Here is a 19,186-nt window from a genome sequence, read left to right on the forward strand (position 1 = left end):
CAGATGTGGACATGTAATGGAGTTGGAATTAAGAACAGTGGTATACGCCAAAAAAGTGGAGATTCGAAACGTACCCGTATTTGCGTGTACAGACTGTGTATCATACGAAGTGCTTCCGCCGGTCAAGCCGGACTTAACAGAATGCATAAGCACATTGGGTGAACAACCCGTGAAGCAAGACGTATCTTTTGGTGAACGTAATGAACTGGCAGACCTGTTTCATGAGCTACTGCTGGCCTGGCCGGATGCGACCGATCGGGAGATGGAATATCGAATGCAGCAAGCAGTGGAGGAACGTATCAATCTGCTGCTGGACATTATGGGTTACGCAACGAAGTCTGGTGATACAGCGTGGATTGAGACCACGGAGCGCAGATTAAGTCAATTATCCGGATTTGTGTGGCAGGAATACTTCTCAAATGCTGTCTAATTTTGACGTGTAAAATGCTTGTTTTCATGAAAATTGGCTTTTTCGCGCACTTTTTGTTAAGATATCGAAGAGTGAAAACGCTCAACATAGCGGTATTCCTGGTAAAGGGGGATGTATATCTAATGGCTGACATGACTAAAATGACAAGTATTGAACAGCTAAACTCCGCATTGGAGGCTACCAAGGATCAACCCTTGCTTCTGTTTAAGCATAGCACGCGCTGTCCGATCAGCTCGAACGCTTATCAGGAGATGAACGATTATTTGCTTAACAATGCCAATGAACAAGTGAAATATGGCATCATCTATGTTGTGGAAGATCGCCCGGTATCCAATGAAGTAGCAGATAAGCTGGGTGTTAAGCACGAATCTCCACAGGCGATCCTGATCAAAAAGGGAATTCCTGTATGGCATACTTCCCATTCAGATATTACTAGAACCACACTTACGAATGTTTTGAGTGAGTCCTAAAGCCTATTTTAATTGATTAATGCAAAAATTTGTCGTAATATAAATCTTAATGAAAATGGTATGAAAATTTACTGGTAATGGAGAGAAGTACTGTGACGGTAACCATTTATGATGTGGCACGTGAAGCTGGAGTGTCTATGGCAACGGTATCACGGGTAGTTAATAATAACCCTAATGTCAAACCGCAAACGCGGAAAAAAGTATATGAAGCCATCGAACGGTTGGGATATCGTCCGAACGCGGTAGCAAGAGGTCTGGCAAGCAAGAAGACAACCACGGTCGGGGTCGTTATTCCAGATATTTCGAACTCAACCTTCGCGGAGATTGCCCGCGGAATTGAAGATATTGCGAATATGTATCACTATAATATTATTTTGTGTAATGCAGACAAGAAGAAAGAAAAAGAAATTCGTGTTATTAACACGTTGCTCGAAAAGCAAGTAGACGGACTGCTCTTCATGGGCGGAACAGTAACGGACGAGCACATTCAGGCGTTCCAGTCTGCGGCTGTGCCGATCGTACTTTGTGCAACGAGTGATGAGAAGGGTACATTCCCTTCGGTGGATATTGACCATGAGGCGGCTGCGTTTGACGCGGTAAACACCCTGATTCGTCATGGACACAAGGAAATTGCAATGATCAGTGGTACATTGCAAGATCCTGCAAATGGATATGCACGTTTCCAAGGTTACAAGAAAGCACTGGAAGCAGCAGGCATGGAATACCAGGAGGATCTGGTACGTATCGGTAACTATCGTTATGAATCCGGTGTGGAAGCGATGAAATATTTCCTCGGACTAAAGAAGAAACCGTCGGCGATCTTTGCTGCAACAGATGAAATGGCGATTGGTGCCATTCACAGTATTCAGGATGAAGGTCTGAAAGTACCGGATGATTTCTCCATTATTAGTGTGGATAACATCCGTATGGCTTCCATGGTGCGTCCTCAGTTGACAACAGTGGCTCAGCCAATGTACGACCTTGGCGCAGTAGCGATGCGTTTGCTGACCAAGTTGATGAAAAAGGAAAATGTGGAAAACCCACGGGTTATTTTGCCGCATGAAACGATTCTTCGTCTGTCTGTAAGTCACGCGGATGTAGTTTAATCGGGATTTTATACAGGAAAGGGAGAAGCCATTCTCTCTACATAGTGGATATGCGAAAGCTCCGGAGACGGAGCTTTTGTGCTGAATGAGGTTAAAAGTGAAAATAGGAGGTAGCAGAAGATGCGTGAAACGATTGGGATTATCGGAGCGATGGATGAGGAAGTCGAGCTTTTGCTGGCGGGTATGAAGCAGCTTGAGACGGTCAAACAAACCGGGATTACATACGTTGCAGGCGAGTGGCTGGGCAAGCAAATTGTCGTGTGCAAATCCGGCGTAGGTAAAGTCAATGCAGCGGTTACGACGCAGATCTTGATTGATCGTTTTCAGGTTGATCGCATTATCTTCACAGGTGTTGCGGGTGCAGTTAACCCGGATCTGAACATTGGAGATATGGTTATATCGTCTGTATGTATTCAGCACGACATGGATGTAACGCCACTGGGGTTCAAACGCGGGGTTATTCCTTACCAAGAGACATCTGCATTCCCTGCCGAGGCTTCGCTTATTACATTGGCTGAAGAAGCGTGTAAAGCTCAGGGAGCCAATTACCTGATCGGTAAAGTGTTATCTGGAGACCAATTTATTGCGAATAAAGATACGGTTAACATGTTATATACGGAAATGGACGGTGCATGTGCCGAGATGGAAGGGGCAGCAGTTGCTCAGGTCTGTTACATGAATCGTGTACCATTTGTTGTCCTGCGTGGGATGTCAGATAAAGCAGATGGTTCGGCGCATGTTAACTTTGCTGAATTTACCGTGCAATCTTCGCAGCGTTCACATCGTATTGTGGAGCATATGTTAGAAAATATGTAATGGCATAAGCTTCAGTTACAAAATCCATCCAAAATCAATGAAAAACCGCCTTTCGATTAGCTGTTCCATGAAGTATGGAGCAACGCTGCGAGAGGCGGTTTTTGTTATGTATATCGTTTTTCGAACAGATCATTGAATTAGTACATGAACCGATGGCGGAAGCGTACACGATCAAACTGTTCTTCCGATGTGATGGGCACCTGACTTCCGATACGTACCATCAAACAGTTCGCAGGATGTGAACAGATTTCGGGGTCGTCTGTTGCATACCAGGTCATGTCGATTGTTTCCATCAGCCTCTCCATCATTTTGCGATAATCCCATACGTTTAGTCCGCTGCCCTTCAGATCCCAATGCCAATAATATTCTGTGGTGAAAATAATGTAGTTCTCCATGTATTTATCTTCCAAAGCGGTAAGCAACATCTCACGTCCAATGCCAAGCGAGCGATAGTCGTCCGCAACCTCGATTGCCCCAAGCTCAATCAGATCAGTCATATTACCCTCGGACCAGCGTTCACAATCATCCGCATAGTGAAAAGTTACATAACCAATAATCGTCTCATTTTCATGTGCAATGATAATTCGCCCTTCAGGTAATGCTGCGATCTCTTCGAGAGCTTCCTGCTGCTCCGTTGGGCGCCGAAAGGCATCCAGATCCGGATGGAAGGCAAGACGGGTTATCTCCTCGGCCTGCACGGGGCCTTCAACAGTAATCCGGTGTCCGGACTTGAAGATGGAACGCATATGATGTTCTTTGATATGTTCCATGGTTCATGCTCCTCTCTCTCCTACTTATAGAGGTTGTTCAAAAAGAACGCTATAGCAAAAATCCAAAAAATTGAAAAGCCATAGACGACAATTGAAAAGATTTGCTATAATTGCGTAGACAAAAAATGTTCACAATTCAATACAGTATAGTTAACATCTGTTTGGCCGAGCAAGTACATGATGAGAAGTTCTCTCTACTAATGTAAGCGCTAACTGGAAGTTCAGTCAACACAAAGGCAATGAGAAATGACCCCTAACGGGAATCGAAATGTCGAGTTGAAGGAGGCTGGCAAGCATGAGTCAAGCACATGGTGAGATGCTGCAAACGGTTGTGTCTGAATCTAATCTGGGCGATTACACGGAGGCGAGAAGCCGGTTCGATTGGGAATCGGTGGAAAGGCACTTTACGTGGCACGCCAGCGGAAAAGTAAACATGGCGCATGAAGCGATTGATCGTCATGTACTGGAAGGAAGGGGAGGAAAAACCGCTTTATTGTATAGCGATGCTTCACGTGAAGAGGCCTATACTTTCGCTGATCTGAGTGAACAGTCGAGTCGGTTCGGGAACGTTCTCCGCAAATATGGCATAGCCAAAGGGGAACGGGTGTTTATTTTTATGCCTCGAAGTCCTGAGCTGTATTTTAGTCTCCTGGGCATATTGAAAGCTGGAGCCATCGCGGGCCCTTTGTTCGAAGCTTTTATGGAAACAGCAGTGAAGGATCGGTTGGAGGATAGCGGAGCAGTAGCACTCGTCACAACTCCAGAATTACTGAAACGTATTAAACGTTCCGAGTTGCCCGAACTCAAACATATATTTATTGTGGGTGGGGGCGTGCAGACTGAAGAAGGACTCATCGATTTTGATGCAGAGATGTCTGCCGCTTCGGATGAGATGGAAGTAGAGTGGCTGAATCGTGAGGATGGTTTGCTTATTCATTATACCTCTGGCTCTACGGGTAAACCCAAAGGGGTGTACCATGTTCAAAATGCCATGATTCAGCACTATTATACGGGTAAGGTTGTTCTGGATTTACGTGAGGATGATGTGTACTGGTGCACTGCTGACCCTGGTTGGGTGACAGGGACTTCTTATGGTATTTTTGCTCCATGGCTCAACGGAGTGACTAATGTGATACGTGGCGGTCGTTTCAGTCCTCAAGATTGGTACAGCACCATTCAGAAGAACAAAGTCACGATCTGGTACAGTGCACCAACGGCCTTCCGCATGCTGATGGGAGCGGGAGAAGAGACCATCTCCCAGTTTGATCTGAGCAGTCTGCGTCATGTCATGTCTGTCGGTGAACCGCTCAATCCAGAGGTTGTTCGTTGGGGATGGAAAGCCTATGGTCAGCGAATTCATGATACATGGTGGATGACGGAAACAGGCGCACAGCTGATCTGTAACTATCCCGGAATGCCGATCAAACCAGGCTCCATGGGACGTCCGTTGCCTGGCATCGAAGCAGCCATTATTGATGATCGCGGGCAGGTATTGCCGCCGTACAGTATGGGTAATCTGGCCATACGGGCACCTTGGCCATCCATGATGGCAAAGATCTGGAATAACCCTGTGAAATACGAGGAGTATTTCAGGCTTACGGGCTGGTATGTATCCGGTGACTCCGCTTATATGGATGAAGAAGGATATTTCTGGTTCCAGGGACGTATTGATGATGTGATTAATTCGTCAGGCGAGCGTATCGGCCCCTTTGAGGTGGAGAGCAAGCTTGTGGAGCATCCTGCGGTAGCAGAGGCGGGTGTAATCGGTAAGCCGGATGTGACACGTGGGGAGATCATCAAGGCCTTTGTGGCGCTTCGTGAAGGATATGAGGCGACACCGGAGCTGAAAGAAGAGATCTATCGTTTTGTCAAAGAGGGCCTGTCTGCCCACGCTGCTCCGCGTGAGATTGAGTTTAAGGATAAACTGCCTAAGACACGTTCCGGCAAGATCATGCGGCGTGTACTGAAAGCCTGGGAGCTTGATCTGCCAACAGGAGATCTATCCACCATTGAAGACTAACGTGACAGTGCTTGGATCATTAATGTGGCGCTATCGATACCGATACATTGAGTAGTGGGGAAGAAGTTAATATTCTACGATTCCAAATACAGTGACTCTACCCATTAAAATCGGTTGTAAAAGCCTGCTTTATGCCAATGGCATGAAGCAGGCTTTTTGGATGCTGTAAATACAAATAAAAAGCCGCACCCTCAGATACAGTCTGAGGATGCGGCTTGTTTTGGAACGCTATGCCTGAATCAGGGTTGAAAATGTATGGCTGTAGAAGGTTCGGATTCACCCGCACTGTTACTGGCAGATACCTTGAACCATCCACTGGTAGATGCGGGTACTCCATAATCCATGGTATTTCCTGCTGTTGTTCCAATTTTGGTGTAAGGAGCTGAGCCTGTTTCACTGTAATATACAGCATAACTATCTGCGTTTGGACTGGACGCCCATTGAATACGCAGTCCTTGAGAGAGAGCAGTTACGCTGACTTGACCAGGTGTGCCTGGGGCTGTCGTTGTTGTATTGTCGGTCTGCGTTTCTCCTGGCGTAATGACTGTACCTGGAACTTCAATCGGCTCATTAATCTCTTCTTCCACAGGAGGAGCTACACCAGCACTATTTACTGTAGCGCTAGGAGCAGACTCTCTGCCTGCAACATCCACTGCCGTTACATAGAAGGCGAAGTTACCGCCTTGCGCTGCATATGCAGAGAATGATCTGGATTCACCAGTCAGGACAACTTGACCCTGGTTCTGGAATCCTCCACCGTTTACAGAACGGTACAGACGATAACCGACGACATCATTTTCAGGTGTGGCATTAAATGTAATGACTGCTCTGTCACCTGAGGTTGAGATGCGTACGTTGCCTGGTGCATCAGGAGCTTTACCGTTATCTGTCCTTGGATCAATCTGTGTTGGCATGTCTGCATCAGCATCTTCAGGAAGGTAATAAGCAAGTGACTCATGTCGACTCATACGTGAGAATGCATTTTGCAATTCTTTGATGAGATCCGAGATTGGTTTTTTACGCTTGATTACTGTTTTTTCCTTCAACATGTCCGAAGGTGTTCCGTCACGCGGAATATAGTTTACACCATTGTAAGTAATGTACCTGGCTTTGGCTACACCGTCATCGCTATCCTTCGGAACAAACTTGCTGTTGAAAATATCCGTAACAAATTTGTCAGTCATGGATGTTGGCAACTTGCCACTGTACGCCGACACCGTGCGCGTTTCGATGCCAGATGGTTTTTTGAACGAATCCGTGACGAACAGATCTTTTTGCGTATCGATCACTTCGTTCAGGATTTTCGACCACAGTTGCTGCGCACGTTTTCTCTGTGATTTACTTTCCAGCGTATTCACCGGCTGTTTGTATCCAACCCACACGCCAAGTGTGACATCTGGTGTATAACCTTCAAACCAGACATCTGCGTAGTTTTGAGTGGATCCCGTTTTACCTACGATTGGCACACTCTTGGAATATTTGTAATTTTCACGTACTTTATCTGCCGTTCCTTCTGTAATAACGGTCCGCAGCATATCGGTCATCAGGTATGCTGTTTGCTCCGAGAAGGCTTGGACAGGTTCAGTATCGTGTTTATAAACGATGTTGCCTTTGGAATCTACAATTTTGCTAATCATGTAAGAATCGTTATATACACCATTGTTGGCGATCGCACCATAGGCACTGGTTAATTCTTCAACGGTTACACCGTATTGGAGACCTCCGAGAACACCTGTCTGAGCCTGATAATCTTCCTTCTGAATGGTGGTAATCCCCAGTTTCTTGGCGAAGGTCCAAGCCTTCTCGATCCCTACTTCTTCATTAAACAACTTCAGAGCCGGTATATTAAGAGAATAATTCAGTGCTCTGCGGGCAGTGACTAGTCCCTGATACCGGTTGTTGGCATTCTTGGCAATGTGGTAGCCGCTCGGACCATTCTTGAGAATGATCGGTGAGTCATCAATAATAGAAGCAGGTTGGACAAGACCCTCATCCAGAGCTGGCAGATAAGCTGCAATAGGTTTCATCGTTGAACCTGGCTGACGTACCATCTGTGTTGCATAGTTCATCTGTTCGTCCTGGAAATCCCGACCCTCAATCATACCTAGAATAGCACCGGTTTTGTGATTAATCAGCATAGCAGCAGTTTGTTCTTTTCCTTTGACAGGATCATCTGCTGAGAAATTGCTGTCATCTTCCGCAATGGTACGCATCGTTTTGTAGATACTTTTGTTGATGGTCGTGTATATACGATATCCACCTGTCCGCAGTTGCGTCTGAGCTTCCTCTAATAATGCACTGCTTTCCTTCTGAGGTGTGTCTGCATCCGTAGCTTTGTCTGTAGATTCAGCTGTGTCGGAATTCAACTGTTTCATCAAAATCTGTGCAGCTTGTCGTTCCGTTTCCATCATAAGATATGGATAAGTGTTGTAAGCCTTGATGGTCTTCGGAGCGAGCGAGCTTTTGATATCAAAAGCAAGAGCTTCGTCATACTCGGACTGATTGATTTTGCCCAGTTCAAGCATACGGCGCAGTACCAGATGCTGACGGTTGATTGCGCGGTCAAAATTCTCCTCTACAAAATCACCTTTACCGTTAAAAGCGGAGTAAGAGGAGGGGAGTTGTGGCAATCCAGCAAGATAAGCAGCTTGAGCGATGTTGATTTTTTCCAGATCGTTGATATTGAACAATCCTTTGGCGGCCGCTTTGATTCCGTAAACGTTGTATCCGCTGGAACCATTACCAAAAGGAACTTTGTTCAGATAGGCAGTCATGATCTCGTCTTTGGTCAGGAAACGTTCGAGTCGGAGTGAGAGCAAAATTTCTTTCACTTTCCGATCTTCCGTGCGATCCAGATTCAAAAACACACGACGTGCCAATTGCTGAGTCAGTGTACTACCGCCGGTTTGTACTGATTCTTTCAGCACTTTCTGTTTCACGGCACGTAGTGTTCCGCTCATGTCTACACCTTTATGTTCGTAAAAATGATTGTCTTCAATCGAAATGACAGCATCAATGACCTTCTGTGGGATCTGGTCCGTAGTGACCGGACGCCTGTCTTCTTCCGTACGTAATTGACCGATCGGACTGCCGTCGGCAAAGTAAGCAAAGCCTGTGATGGAGTTTTCGCTGACTTTTTGTTCAATCAGGGCCCTTGAACGGACAGGCTCGTCTTTCACAATGGAACTGACGTATCCCATCAAAGCACCGCCTACAAATAGTGCCCCCATAAATCCAAGGACAACCATCCATTTGACGAAACTTCCCAGTCTGCGGGCAAAGCTGCGTTTGCGTACAGGCTGTTCATCGGGCTTTTTCTTATTAACATCAACCATTCAGTGTCTTCCTCCTTTTAACAGCACTTATTATAGCATAAAAAGGCGGGTTTGCATGCCTGAGAAATACAAGTAATGGTCGAAATTTGCCATTCTGCCATGCATTATGCTATATATCATGCGATATTGAAGCACATTTCATGAGTTGTAAGCCAAAATAAGCAGGCCACCTCCATGCTGAGGTGCATAGGGTGGCCTTAATGATTTGTCGTATTGGAGGTCTTTTACATTAGGTTTTGAAGCGTTGAATCAGTTCCAATAGTTCCTGGGTAAGATTAGCGAGAGAGGCAGATGCCGCCGTAATTTCTTCCATGGATGCGAGTTGTTCTTCAGAGGCAGAGGCAACACGAGTTGCATGATCTGCTGTCTCATGACCAATGGTTTTGAGTTGCGCTAATGTGGCATCAACCTGCTGTGATCCAGCTGACATCTGCTGCGCAATGGCTGAGACATGCTCAATCTGCTCATTCACATCTGTAATCTGTGATGAAATGGAGAGGAAGAGTTCACCACTTTCATTAATCACTTCCGCTATATGACTCACCTCGGCATTCCCCTGTTCCATATTTTCAACGAGAGAAAGGACCTCTTGCTGAACGCTATGAATCAACGCTGCAATCTGCGCTGCTGATGTTCTGGATTGTTCAGCCAGATTACGGATCTCGGAAGCAACAACACCAAAGCCGCGCCCGTGTTCACCTGCTCGTGATGCTTCAATGGAAGCGTTAAGGGCAAGAAGATTGGTTTGACGGCTAACTTCCGTGATCATGCCTGTAATATGGCCAATCTCTTCCGAACGTTGGCGGAAATTCTCCAGTGCGGTCACGGACGTCTGCACAGAAGAGGTGGCACTATCGACCATACGCATGGCGGACTGAATCTTATCGGTTCCAACCGTTGTTCGCTCAGCCACAGCTCGCGATGAATCCGATACATCGGAGGCGGCCTTTGCAATTCTTCCGATCCCTTCAGATATTTCATTCATGGAACGGGAGGACTCTTGCAGCTCCTGCACCTGTTTACCTGCTTTATCTGCAACTTCTACTCCTGTTAATGCAATCAGTTCGGCTGCTTTACCTGTTTCTTCGGCACCTGCGGTCAATTGTTGAGAAGTGGAGCCGACAGATAAAGCATGTTCGGATATAACTGATATGGTATGTCGCAGTGTATCCATCATCTGATTCATATGACCCGCCATGACGCCAAATTCATCTTTGGATCGTACAGGTAACTTTTGTGTCAAATCTCCGCCAGCTAGCTGTCCAGCGACGATATTAACTTGATTCAGCTGCCTTACAATGGAGACGATAGTGTAGGTAACCACACCTGCAAGCAGAAGTACTGCCAGTCCGGCAATCAGTATGGACCAGTTCAAGCTGTCATAGAACGGTTGAAGGATGTGGCTCTTTGGCAGCGCCGATACAAGGTACCAGTTTGAATCCGTTCCTTGTAACCTGGCGGGCTCGGCAATAAACAGTTCTTCCCCTACTTCAGGGTCTGTAGCGTAAAACTGAGACTCACCAGATTGTATACGCTGAATGATCGTCTTCATTTCAGATGGAATTACGGCTCCTTCATTAGCCAGTTCCGGTTTGGAGCCGTGTGCAGCGATCTGTCCTTCGCTAGTAATAAGCATGGCATAACCCTGATCCGGATTAAGTGATGCTATATTTTGCTGAAAACGATCAATGGTAAAGTCGGCCCCAACAATGCCCAGAAAAGTATTGTTTTCATCTAATAGGGGGAGGACAATCGAAACGAGCAGTGTTTCTTTTCCACCAACCGTATAGGTAACAGGTTCGGACCAATAGATGGATTTGGTTTTCTTAGGTTGCTGATAGTAAGTACTAGTTTCACCGCTTCCCTCATAAGTAGGCATTGGCTCAAAATGCAGGGAGTTGCCATCGCGTATAACGTATGGAACGAATCGACCCGTAGCATCATCATATTCTTTTTTGTTGATGTGCTCCGCATCGTTTCCATCAAAGGCATCAGGTTCCCAACCCGTATAAAAGCCAAAAACTTTCTCGTCCTTTTTCAGATATTGTTCAAGAAGTCTGACGATTTCTTCACGGTTGAGTGATCCGTTCTGAGCAGCATCCAATAACGTGGTACTCATGGTGTCCAACGTGTTTTTAACCTGATTAATGTCAGTCATAAACTCATTCGTAGCCCGGTTTGCTGCCTGTCCAGCAACGGTTTCGCCGTACTGGAGGCTTTTGTCGTAAATGGATTTGGTATTAAATGCAATCAGGGCTCCAATACAACAGAGTAATACGATACCGAGTAAAAGTCCAAGCTTAACAGCGAGCTTGCGATTGCGAAAAAAATGCATGTTTTAATCCCCCTCGATGTCATTCTTGTGATGTATATATGGATGTGTGCTTCTCCTGAAGGGAGTCTATATTTTATATCGTTATTTACGTTCCTATAATGAAGATAATTAAAAAAAAGCATAGAAAAACAGCCGCCGAGAAAATCTCGACAGCTGTTTGGATTGAAACTTTAATGTGATTGCAACGATTAACGGTTGTAGAACTCGACGATTTGTTTTTCATCGATGTCTTGGGACAATTCAGCACGCTCAGGCAAGCGGATGAATTTACCTTCTACAGCTGCTTCGTTGTATTCAACGTATGCTGGAAGATGCGAACGGCCTTCCAAAGCTTCTTTAACGGAAGAAAGAGCGCGGCTCTTCTCACGCAAGCCGATTACATCGCCAGTGCTTACTTGGTAAGAAGCGATATCGACTTTTTTGCCGTTTACAGTTACGTGACCGTGTGCTACCAACTGACGCGCTCCAGCGCGGGAGTTAGCAAACCCAAGGCGGTAAACGAGGTTGTCAAGGCGGCACTCAAGCAAGAACATGAAGTTCTCACCGGCAATACCTTGCATTTTTTGAGCTTTAGAGAACAGTGTGCGGAATTGCTTCTCGCCCAAACCGTACATGTGGCGCAATTTTTGTTTTTCTTGCAATTGCATACCGTAGTTGCTCATTTTTCTGCGTTGGTTAGCTCCGTGCTGACCTGGAGGGAAAGGACGTTTCAATTCTTTGCCTGTTCCGCTAAGGGAAATGCCGAGGCGACGGCTCAATTTAAATTTAGGACCAGTGTAACGTGCCATGTTTAAAGTAGCTCCTTTTTAGTTAAAGTTCATATTAGGGCTCTGTTTGCGCTCCAATTTGTTGATGCGGGCTTGGCCTCGCATAGAACGATCAGGAAAGTTCAGCCGCTGTCCTGAAAGCAACAAAAAGAATGAGGGTGACACAACCGGTAATGCCCAAATTTAAAGACCCATTAGTAGTCTTCATCAACAATTTATATTACAGTTTAAGATAAACAAAGTCAAGCGTAGAATAAAAGCAAAAAAACGTCTAAATTTGTCGATAGGTCATTGGGCCTAAAATAATGGGACAATTTTCTGAAATATGGATGCAAAAAAGCTTTAAACAGAGTAAAATAGATTGTATCTTAACTTTAAATCATCTTTATGTAACAAGGTTATCGCAACGAAATTGCAGGTTTGCGATAACGTCTGCAGATTAATGCATCCTGGTGGATGCAAAAACGGTGCAAAGGAGCGCCTGACATGTTAGAACATCTAAGAAGTTTACCTGCCAGCTTGAATTCACGAAGTTCGGGCGATTCCGCATCTTTTGCCGCTCCTCGTTCTCATGAAGAGCATGTGTTGTGGATGCAAAAAATGGATATCACACCTTTTGATTTTTCATATTTGGGCAGCTTGCTAGAGCAGGCATACAGTGACTGGAACTCCAGAGTGGGTTCAAGGCTGGCCAGAACATCAACCTTTTACAGCGTGTGGAACACGGAAGGCGATTGCATAGGATACGATAGCGATCATGAAGCTAATCCGGGCGTAAATGCACGCAGGCTGGTATTGGAATGTTTGGATAAGAAACAGGTCCTGTCTCTTAAAGGGACAAGCGAACACGGAGAATATCTTATAATAACACATCCCTTATTTTCCAGAACAAACAAGGATATGTTTGCCGTATTCACTGCTGTGATCTATGAATCCAATGGATATGAAACGTCTGAAGCTGTGGTTCAATCTGAGGCATTGCATTATCGCACCTGCTTTTACCGAAGATTTGAATACATATTTATGACGGACCTGTTACATGCTCATGAACAAACAGCCCGTGAGGAACACCGGAGGTCCATCCTCTTTCAGATTGTTCAGCGAATGCATGACAAAATGGATGTCGAGGCCATATTGGATGAGGTATTTGACAGTATGGACTACTTGTACCCGGCCACTTATATCAAATTGTATATGTCTCAGGATCAGAGCAACTCTGATCCACGGATTAAACCGTTGCTTGTTCACGAGCGAGGAGAAGATATTTGTGTGCGTTCATTTATGGAAGGTAAGCTGATCGTTGCTCGCTCAGATGATGTAGAGAACCGCATTGTAGATGTAGGGATTCCGCTGAAAGGCAAACAAGGAATATACGGTGTGTTCCATATCGAAATGAATGAAGAGATTATGGAAGAATCGGACTTGCAATTGATTACGATGATGGTAGACACTGCAGGAACGGCCTTTGAGAACGCCAAGTTGCATGAACAATCCAATATGTTAATTCAGGAACTTCGTTTAATTAATGATCTTACACAGCGGTTGAACAAAAGCCTGCATCTTTCGGAGATTTATCAACTATCCGAGCAAGAGTTAAAGGAAATATTCCAGGCTGAAACGTGTTGCATTCTTCAACTCAATGAAAGTACCAATGACTTCGAAGTCATGTCTTCTAACGTGAAAGATGTTTTTCACCAATCCTTTTCTGTAGACTACGGTATTGCAGGCTTGGTGTATCGAACAGAGGAACCGCTTATTATAGCCAATTATGCGCAATTTGATAAAGTATCCTCCTTTTTCATGGAAGATACGGGATCCATGTCACTGATTGCATCACCGATCAGAGTCAATGGTGAAGTGAAGGGTGCCATTTTGCTTGGACACAGTAGAGAGCACTACTTTTCATATGATAACTATCGGCTTTTGCAGATGTTATCCATTCATATCGGGCTTGCCCTGTCAAATGCCACGCTGCATGCCGAGGTTCGGCGCTTGGCTAATCTGGATATGTTGACAGGTTTGTACGTGAGGCATTATCTGGATAGTGTGATTCACGAGCGACAGGCTCATGAATTCTGTGGCTCCCTCATTGTGGTGGATATTGATCAGTTCAAACAGGTGAATGATACATTTGGACACCAGACGGGGGATCAAGTATTGAAGCAAGTGAGTGAGATCGTCACCAGCTCTGTTCGCTCGGAGGATGTCTGCGCCAGATGGGGTGGAGAAGAACTGGCGATCTATATGCCACAGGTGAGTGTAAGGCAAGCGTTAGATTATGCGGAAGTGATTCGAAAGAGAGTCGCAGAAGAGACGAGACCGCCCGTTACGGTATCCAGTGGCATCGCAGAGTGGAATTGGATGGATGAAAAGGTCAGTGTAGAGTCCTTGTTTTATCGGGCTGATATGGCTTTGTACAGCGCCAAGAATGGTGGTCGTAACAGAATCGTTGTAGAGGAACAGGATGTAACTCGTTAAGAGAGAACAATTCCAATTGCGGAGTCGTTCTCTTTTTTTTTGTGCATTGGAGATCAAGTTGTGTATAGAAGGAAGTATAAGCGTATACGGGCAGGGCAATCTATGGAGAAAGTTCACGGAAGGGTGAAGATAGACATGTTTAACCGCCATTCGGTACGTACATTATGGTTATTTGTGAGCATTGTGATTATTGGTGTTCCAGGTTGTGGATTCATCCAGCGAGATCGAACGCCTGAAGAGGTTTTTTCCTTGGCTTTATCCGGGATAGCGGGAAAAGAAACGTTGAGTTTTGAAGGAGAGGCAGGACTTCGACGGGAGAACAGCGGGTTGTTTGAGAATCAATTCAAATTTGAAGGCAAGCTGGAGAATCATGATCGTCTGACCCTTCAGACCCGATTACCTGGAGAAGTAACTGCTGTGGGGACAGGCATTCAAACGTCTGCCGTAAAAAATAATGGACAGCCCAGTGGGTTTAGCGCTTCTTTCGAGCGGAAACAAGGGCAATGGATGGCATTGTCGGCGCAGCATGAGCCGCTGCGAGGGTCTCTTTCTCGTTTTAATCCAATTGCTCAAATGGAGAAGATCGATAAGATGAACAAAACCATTCAATCCGAGTATGGGGATGGTCGTCGAACCAGAACATTACGGATTGAACTTGCACCGGAAGACGCCAAATCATGGGCTGTAGCCCAGCTAAACGACGAGATGAACGCCATTCGGGCAGAATATATGCATAAGGCAGCTACGGTGAAAGGGACGCGTAAGGAGAAGCTTGAGAAGGATCTGGAGAAAGTTTGGAAACAGGGTGAAACAACGATGCAACAGATGATGAAACAAGCGAGCGTGCAGACGGTATATCATCTCACGGTAGATCGGAAGAGCAGTCTGCCTCTTCGCTTATCCTCTGAAAGTCAGATGAGTTACACGGACAACAACCGTAAAAGTAACAAAGAAGCCCTTGTCACCGATGTAAACTTCAAGTCATATCAATAAACGAAGTGAGGGACTGCCTGCTGACGGGATGACTGTTCGCGTGCTACAATAGTATCGTAATTTACCGTTGTTCAATTCAAGTATGGCAGATGACAGGAGGATTTTACCAAGATGAAAGACCCAAGAATTCAAAAGCTTGCAGCAAACCTGGTGGGCTATTCAGTAGATGTACAGCCTGGTGAAAATGTATTGGTTGAGATGATTGGATCGGAACGTGATCTGATTAACGCCATTATCGAAGAGGTAGGCAAAAAAGGTGGTAACGTCTTTGTACAGTTGACTGATAAAACCGTACAGCGTGCGATGCTGAAAAATGCCACAGAAGAAATGATGAAAACATGGGCAGAGATTGATCTGAACCGGATGAAACAGATGGATTGTTATATCGGTATTCGTGCGGGAGAAAATGTGAATGATCTGTCTGATGTGCCGGAAGAAAAAATGAAAATGTACAATTCGTTGTACTCCCACCCGGTACATAGTGAACAACGTGTCAAACATACGAAATGGGTTGTGCTTCGTTACCCTAACGCAAGTATGGCGCAACTCGCCAACACAAGTACAGAAGCGTTCGAAGATTTCTACTTCGACGTATGTAACCTGGATTACGCCAAAATGGACAAAGCGCAGGACTCGCTCGCTAATCTGATGAAGCGGACGGACAAAGTTCGTATCACCGGACCAGGAACAGAGCTGAGCTTCTCCATCAAAGATATCGGTGCAGAGAAATGTTCTGGGCAAAAAAATATCCCGGATGGCGAAGTGTACAGTGCCCCTGTGCGTAATTCCGTGAACGGAACGATTAGTTATAACACGCCAACGCTGTATAACGGAGTGACATTTGAAAATATCAAGTTCACGTTCGAGAATGGAAAAATCATTGAAGCGACAAGCAACGATACAGAGCGTTTGAATGAAATCCTGAATTCGGATGAGGGTGCTCGTCATATCGGTGAATTCGCAATCGGATTCAACCCGCATATTCTGCATCCGATGAAAGATATCCTGTTCGATGAAAAAATCGCAGGCAGTTTGCACTTTACACCAGGTCAGGCTTACGAAGAAACAGACAATGGCAACAGCTCATCCATCCACTGGGATCTGGTGTTGATCCAGCGTCCAGATTATGGCGGCGGAGAGATTTATTTTGACGATGTGCTGATTCGTAAAGACGGTATCTTTGTTATTCCTGAGCTGGAATGCCTGAACCCGGACCGTTTGAAGTAGGAACAGGATTTTGCTGTTGCTAGGAAAGCGGATTCACGGTATCATGTAGTGGTAATTAATAGATGATACCAATAGTAAAAAGACGGAGGGATTCCTATGTCGAGTAATAACGCGGCTGTAGTGGAAATTGCTCAAACAGCAGGCAAGTTTACTTCTTCAATCGTGCTTCATTCGGAGAACAAGTATATCGATGTCAAAAGTATTCTCGGATTGTTTACAACGCTGATCAGCACGCATAGCTATGAACTGCATGTTCATGGTCCAGATGCAGTTGAAGCGAAAGCAGCCATGTCAGAAGTATTTGCCAAGCATGGACTGAATGTAAGCATCGCAGCTGAGTAATAACTCTCAAGAAGCACCTCTGCCTTTTTTGGCATAACATGACCTGAATACACATCTGGACGGGACTGGAACAGGAGGATTAAGCTTCAACAGAAGGCTTAACTTTGCGGGCTTATTTTGGTCAGGTTCTTGTATTAGCTCTTCATTTCGTCTAATATTAGAGGTAGAACGTCTTTACGCGATTTTTGGGACATAGGGGGGAAAAATGCATGACTTCATCTGATCTGCAGGACCAGCTGAATTTGAAAGCGATCAGTCTTCTTCAAGAAGATGCAGATAAAATACAGAAGCTTATTGAAGTACAGATGGAGAATCTGGCTACCCGCTACTGCCCTCTCTATGAGGAAGTATTGGATACACAGATGTATGGGTTCTCCAAGGAAGTTGATTTTGCTGTTCGTGCAGGGCTCCTTCCAGAAGGTGCAGGTAAGCAGCTGGTTAGCGCGCTTGAGCGGAATTTGGCAATTTTATATGAAGCCTTGAACAAGAAGAATGAGCAATAGCCTGCAAATGCGCGGGTCAGAATAGAAGGCATGCAGGCGTCTATGCATGCTTTTTTTGTGCGTCTGAACGGAATGGGGGAGGCAAGCCAGCCCGAAGGCGTATATAAGCAAAGAGACAGCACCGAATGTAAATTCGGGCTGCCTCTTTTGTTGTATAAATTAAACTAAACATTTACACAAAACGGAGAGGACAGAAATAACCTGAAGAAGCGGAGCGTTCGCCTTTATCCCCGGATTTAACCCTTTATAAAAGGAATCAAAAAAAATCTGGGGATAACAGCGATCGGAAGGTTGTTCTGTCATCGGAGTGTCCAGTGTAAATATTCTTTAGTTCAACTTATATAGCTTGGTGAGGGCCTAGTTACACCAGGAAGAAGGATACACCGAGTATGATATATACCACGAGCAGGAGTAAACCTTCGTACCAATTCGTTGAACCATCTTGGGTAATGGACTTTGCAATAAATACGGATACGCCGATGGCGACCAGTTCAATCGTTGTAAATACGATATCCATGGTTCTGCCTGTGAAGTAGCTGACAAAAATCAGAACAGGAGCGACGAAGAGCGCGATCTGCAAGCTGCTGCCAACCGCAATCTCGACGGCTGCTCCGATTTTATTTTTCATGGCAAGCATGATGGCTGCACTGTGTTCGGCCGCATTACCGATGATGGCCACAAGGAATGCACCGACAAACAGCTCGCTAAGTCCAAATTCCGAAGTGAAGACTTCGAGCGTACCCACCAGCCATTCACTGACAAAGGCAACCATGACTGTTGCGAGCACCAGGTAGAGAATAGATTTTTTCTTGGACCACGCCGGAGCATGCTCATGAGGTAGCTCTTCATCGCGATCCTCAGTGACGTCTGCAAGGTAGTTCTTATGCGTCACCATGGAGAATAGCAACCAGGCAATATACGCGAGGATGAGCAATCCGGCCACGATGAGACTAAGTGTATTGGTGTCTTTCTGTGTAATGGAATGTGTATTGAGAAAGACTGCCGGGATAAACAGGGCAATGATGGCAACAATCATCAGGGAACCATTCAGACCTGCGAGTGAAACATTATAATTCTGGATTTTGAACTTGAGTCCTCCGGCAAAAATACTTAACCCGAGCACTAACAGCAGATTTCCGATGATGGAGCCTGTCAGACTTGCTTTGACCATGTCGAACAGTCCCTCTTTCACGAGGAAAATGGCGATGATCAATTCGGCAGCATTGCCGAAGGTGGCATTCAAGAATCCACCTAGCCGCTGTCCGGCGTAGTGGGCTACATTTTCGGTGGCTTTGCCTAAAAAACCGGCCACAAAAATAACCGAAATGGCTGATATCACGAACTGTAGAATCGAATCCCATTTCAAGTAGTGGGCGATGGCACTGAGTGCAAAGAACGCAATCAGCAAAATGGATGAAATCCGGTTTCTCACAACAAACACCTCGGTTATAAATTATTTTGTTTTGAATTGCATTGTAAATCGCTTATGAGATTATTTTCATATTTCAATATAACCAAATGGTGGTAGGTTGTAAACGCATCTTTTTGAGTTTAATTTGCTTTTTGGGGTGGAAAGGATTTAAAATACGAGTAA

At 45.4% G+C, this 19,186-nt stretch carries 15 protein-coding genes; 10 read left to right on the plus strand and 5 right to left on the minus strand.

Features of this window, described 5'->3' with window-relative positions; translation table 11 throughout:
* The first annotated feature begins 16 nt into the window (after nucleotides 1-16).
* The 4 genes from NSQ38_RS15195 (at nucleotide 17) to NSQ38_RS15210 (ending at nucleotide 2,822) form a co-directional block, all read left to right on the plus strand.
* Nucleotides 17-430: a hypothetical protein gene (locus tag NSQ38_RS15195; protein ID WP_338587884.1), complete on the plus strand. Its 414-nt coding sequence runs from the start codon at nucleotides 17-19 to the stop codon at nucleotides 428-430.
* A 122-nt stretch (nucleotides 431-552) separates the two neighbouring features.
* A complete protein-coding gene (gene ytxJ, locus NSQ38_RS15200) occupies nucleotides 553-900 on the plus strand; it encodes a bacillithiol system redox-active protein YtxJ (RefSeq protein WP_076211424.1) in 348 nt (115 codons plus the stop codon).
* Between the two features lie 92 nt (nucleotides 901-992).
* Nucleotides 993-2,006 (plus strand): catabolite control protein A, encoded by a 1,014-nt coding sequence (gene ccpA / locus NSQ38_RS15205; RefSeq protein WP_062835383.1) that lies wholly within the window; start codon nucleotides 993-995, stop codon nucleotides 2,004-2,006.
* Nucleotides 2,007-2,126: 120 nt separating this feature from the next.
* Nucleotides 2,127-2,822 (plus strand): 5'-methylthioadenosine/adenosylhomocysteine nucleosidase, encoded by a 696-nt coding sequence (locus NSQ38_RS15210; RefSeq protein ID WP_339782733.1) that lies wholly within the window; start codon nucleotides 2,127-2,129, stop codon nucleotides 2,820-2,822.
* A 137-nt stretch (nucleotides 2,823-2,959) separates the two neighbouring features.
* Here NSQ38_RS15210 and NSQ38_RS15215 read toward each other — a convergent pair whose 3' ends face one another.
* Nucleotides 2,960-3,592: a GNAT family N-acetyltransferase gene (locus NSQ38_RS15215; protein WP_339782735.1), complete on the minus strand. Its 633-nt coding sequence runs from the start codon at nucleotides 3,590-3,592 to the stop codon at nucleotides 2,960-2,962.
* Nucleotides 3,593-3,887: 295 nt separating this feature from the next.
* Between NSQ38_RS15215 and acsA the strand changes: the two genes are divergently transcribed.
* Nucleotides 3,888-5,612 carry an acetate--CoA ligase gene (gene acsA / locus NSQ38_RS15220; protein WP_339782737.1) on the plus strand — a complete coding sequence of 575 codons (1,725 nt, stop codon included), beginning with the start codon at nucleotides 3,888-3,890 and terminating at the stop codon, nucleotides 5,610-5,612.
* A gap of 239 nt (nucleotides 5,613-5,851) precedes the next feature.
* On the opposite strand, the gene NSQ38_RS15225 is transcribed toward acsA, so the two are convergent.
* From NSQ38_RS15225 to rpsD, 3 genes are all read right to left on the minus strand, one after another.
* Nucleotides 5,852-8,947: a transglycosylase domain-containing protein gene (locus tag NSQ38_RS15225; protein WP_339782739.1), complete on the minus strand. Its 3,096-nt coding sequence runs from the start codon at nucleotides 8,945-8,947 to the stop codon at nucleotides 5,852-5,854.
* 229 nt (nucleotides 8,948-9,176) lie between these two features.
* The gene (locus NSQ38_RS15230; protein WP_339782741.1) at nucleotides 9,177-11,282 is read right to left on the minus strand and encodes a methyl-accepting chemotaxis protein; all 2,106 of its coding nucleotides are present in this window, start codon (nucleotides 11,280-11,282) and stop codon (nucleotides 9,177-9,179) included.
* A 188-nt stretch (nucleotides 11,283-11,470) separates the two neighbouring features.
* Nucleotides 11,471-12,070 carry a 30S ribosomal protein S4 gene (gene rpsD / locus NSQ38_RS15235; RefSeq protein WP_062835377.1) on the minus strand — a complete coding sequence of 200 codons (600 nt, stop codon included), beginning with the start codon at nucleotides 12,068-12,070 and terminating at the stop codon, nucleotides 11,471-11,473.
* Nucleotides 12,071-12,535: 465 nt separating this feature from the next.
* On the opposite strand from rpsD, the gene NSQ38_RS15240 reads away from it, so the two are divergent.
* From NSQ38_RS15240 to NSQ38_RS15260, 5 genes are all read left to right on the plus strand, one after another.
* Nucleotides 12,536-14,527 carry a sensor domain-containing diguanylate cyclase gene (locus NSQ38_RS15240; RefSeq protein ID WP_338587877.1) on the plus strand — a complete coding sequence of 664 codons (1,992 nt, stop codon included), beginning with the start codon at nucleotides 12,536-12,538 and terminating at the stop codon, nucleotides 14,525-14,527.
* A 135-nt stretch (nucleotides 14,528-14,662) separates the two neighbouring features.
* Nucleotides 14,663-15,520: a hypothetical protein gene (locus tag NSQ38_RS15245; protein WP_339782743.1), complete on the plus strand. Its 858-nt coding sequence runs from the start codon at nucleotides 14,663-14,665 to the stop codon at nucleotides 15,518-15,520.
* Between the two features lie 111 nt (nucleotides 15,521-15,631).
* Complete coding sequence (locus tag NSQ38_RS15250) at nucleotides 15,632-16,747, plus strand: aminopeptidase (RefSeq protein ID WP_339782745.1); 1,116 nt, start codon at nucleotides 15,632-15,634, stop codon at nucleotides 16,745-16,747.
* 96 nt (nucleotides 16,748-16,843) lie between these two features.
* Complete coding sequence (locus NSQ38_RS15255; protein ID WP_339782747.1) at nucleotides 16,844-17,089, plus strand: HPr family phosphocarrier protein; 246 nt, start codon at nucleotides 16,844-16,846, stop codon at nucleotides 17,087-17,089.
* A 209-nt stretch (nucleotides 17,090-17,298) separates the two neighbouring features.
* Entirely contained in the window at nucleotides 17,299-17,592 is a 294-nt protein-coding gene (locus tag NSQ38_RS15260) for a YlaN family protein (RefSeq protein ID WP_017687426.1), read from the plus strand.
* A 361-nt stretch (nucleotides 17,593-17,953) separates the two neighbouring features.
* On the opposite strand, the gene cax is transcribed toward NSQ38_RS15260, so the two are convergent.
* On the minus strand, nucleotides 17,954-19,024 hold the full coding sequence (gene cax / locus NSQ38_RS15265) for a calcium/proton exchanger (RefSeq protein WP_036674882.1): 1,071 nt from the start codon (nucleotides 19,022-19,024) through the stop codon (nucleotides 17,954-17,956).
* Nucleotides 19,025-19,186 lie beyond the last annotated feature (162 nt).

Source organism: Paenibacillus sp. FSL R7-0313 (genome assembly GCF_037969885.1).
GTDB lineage: Bacteria > Bacillota > Bacilli > Paenibacillales > Paenibacillaceae > Paenibacillus.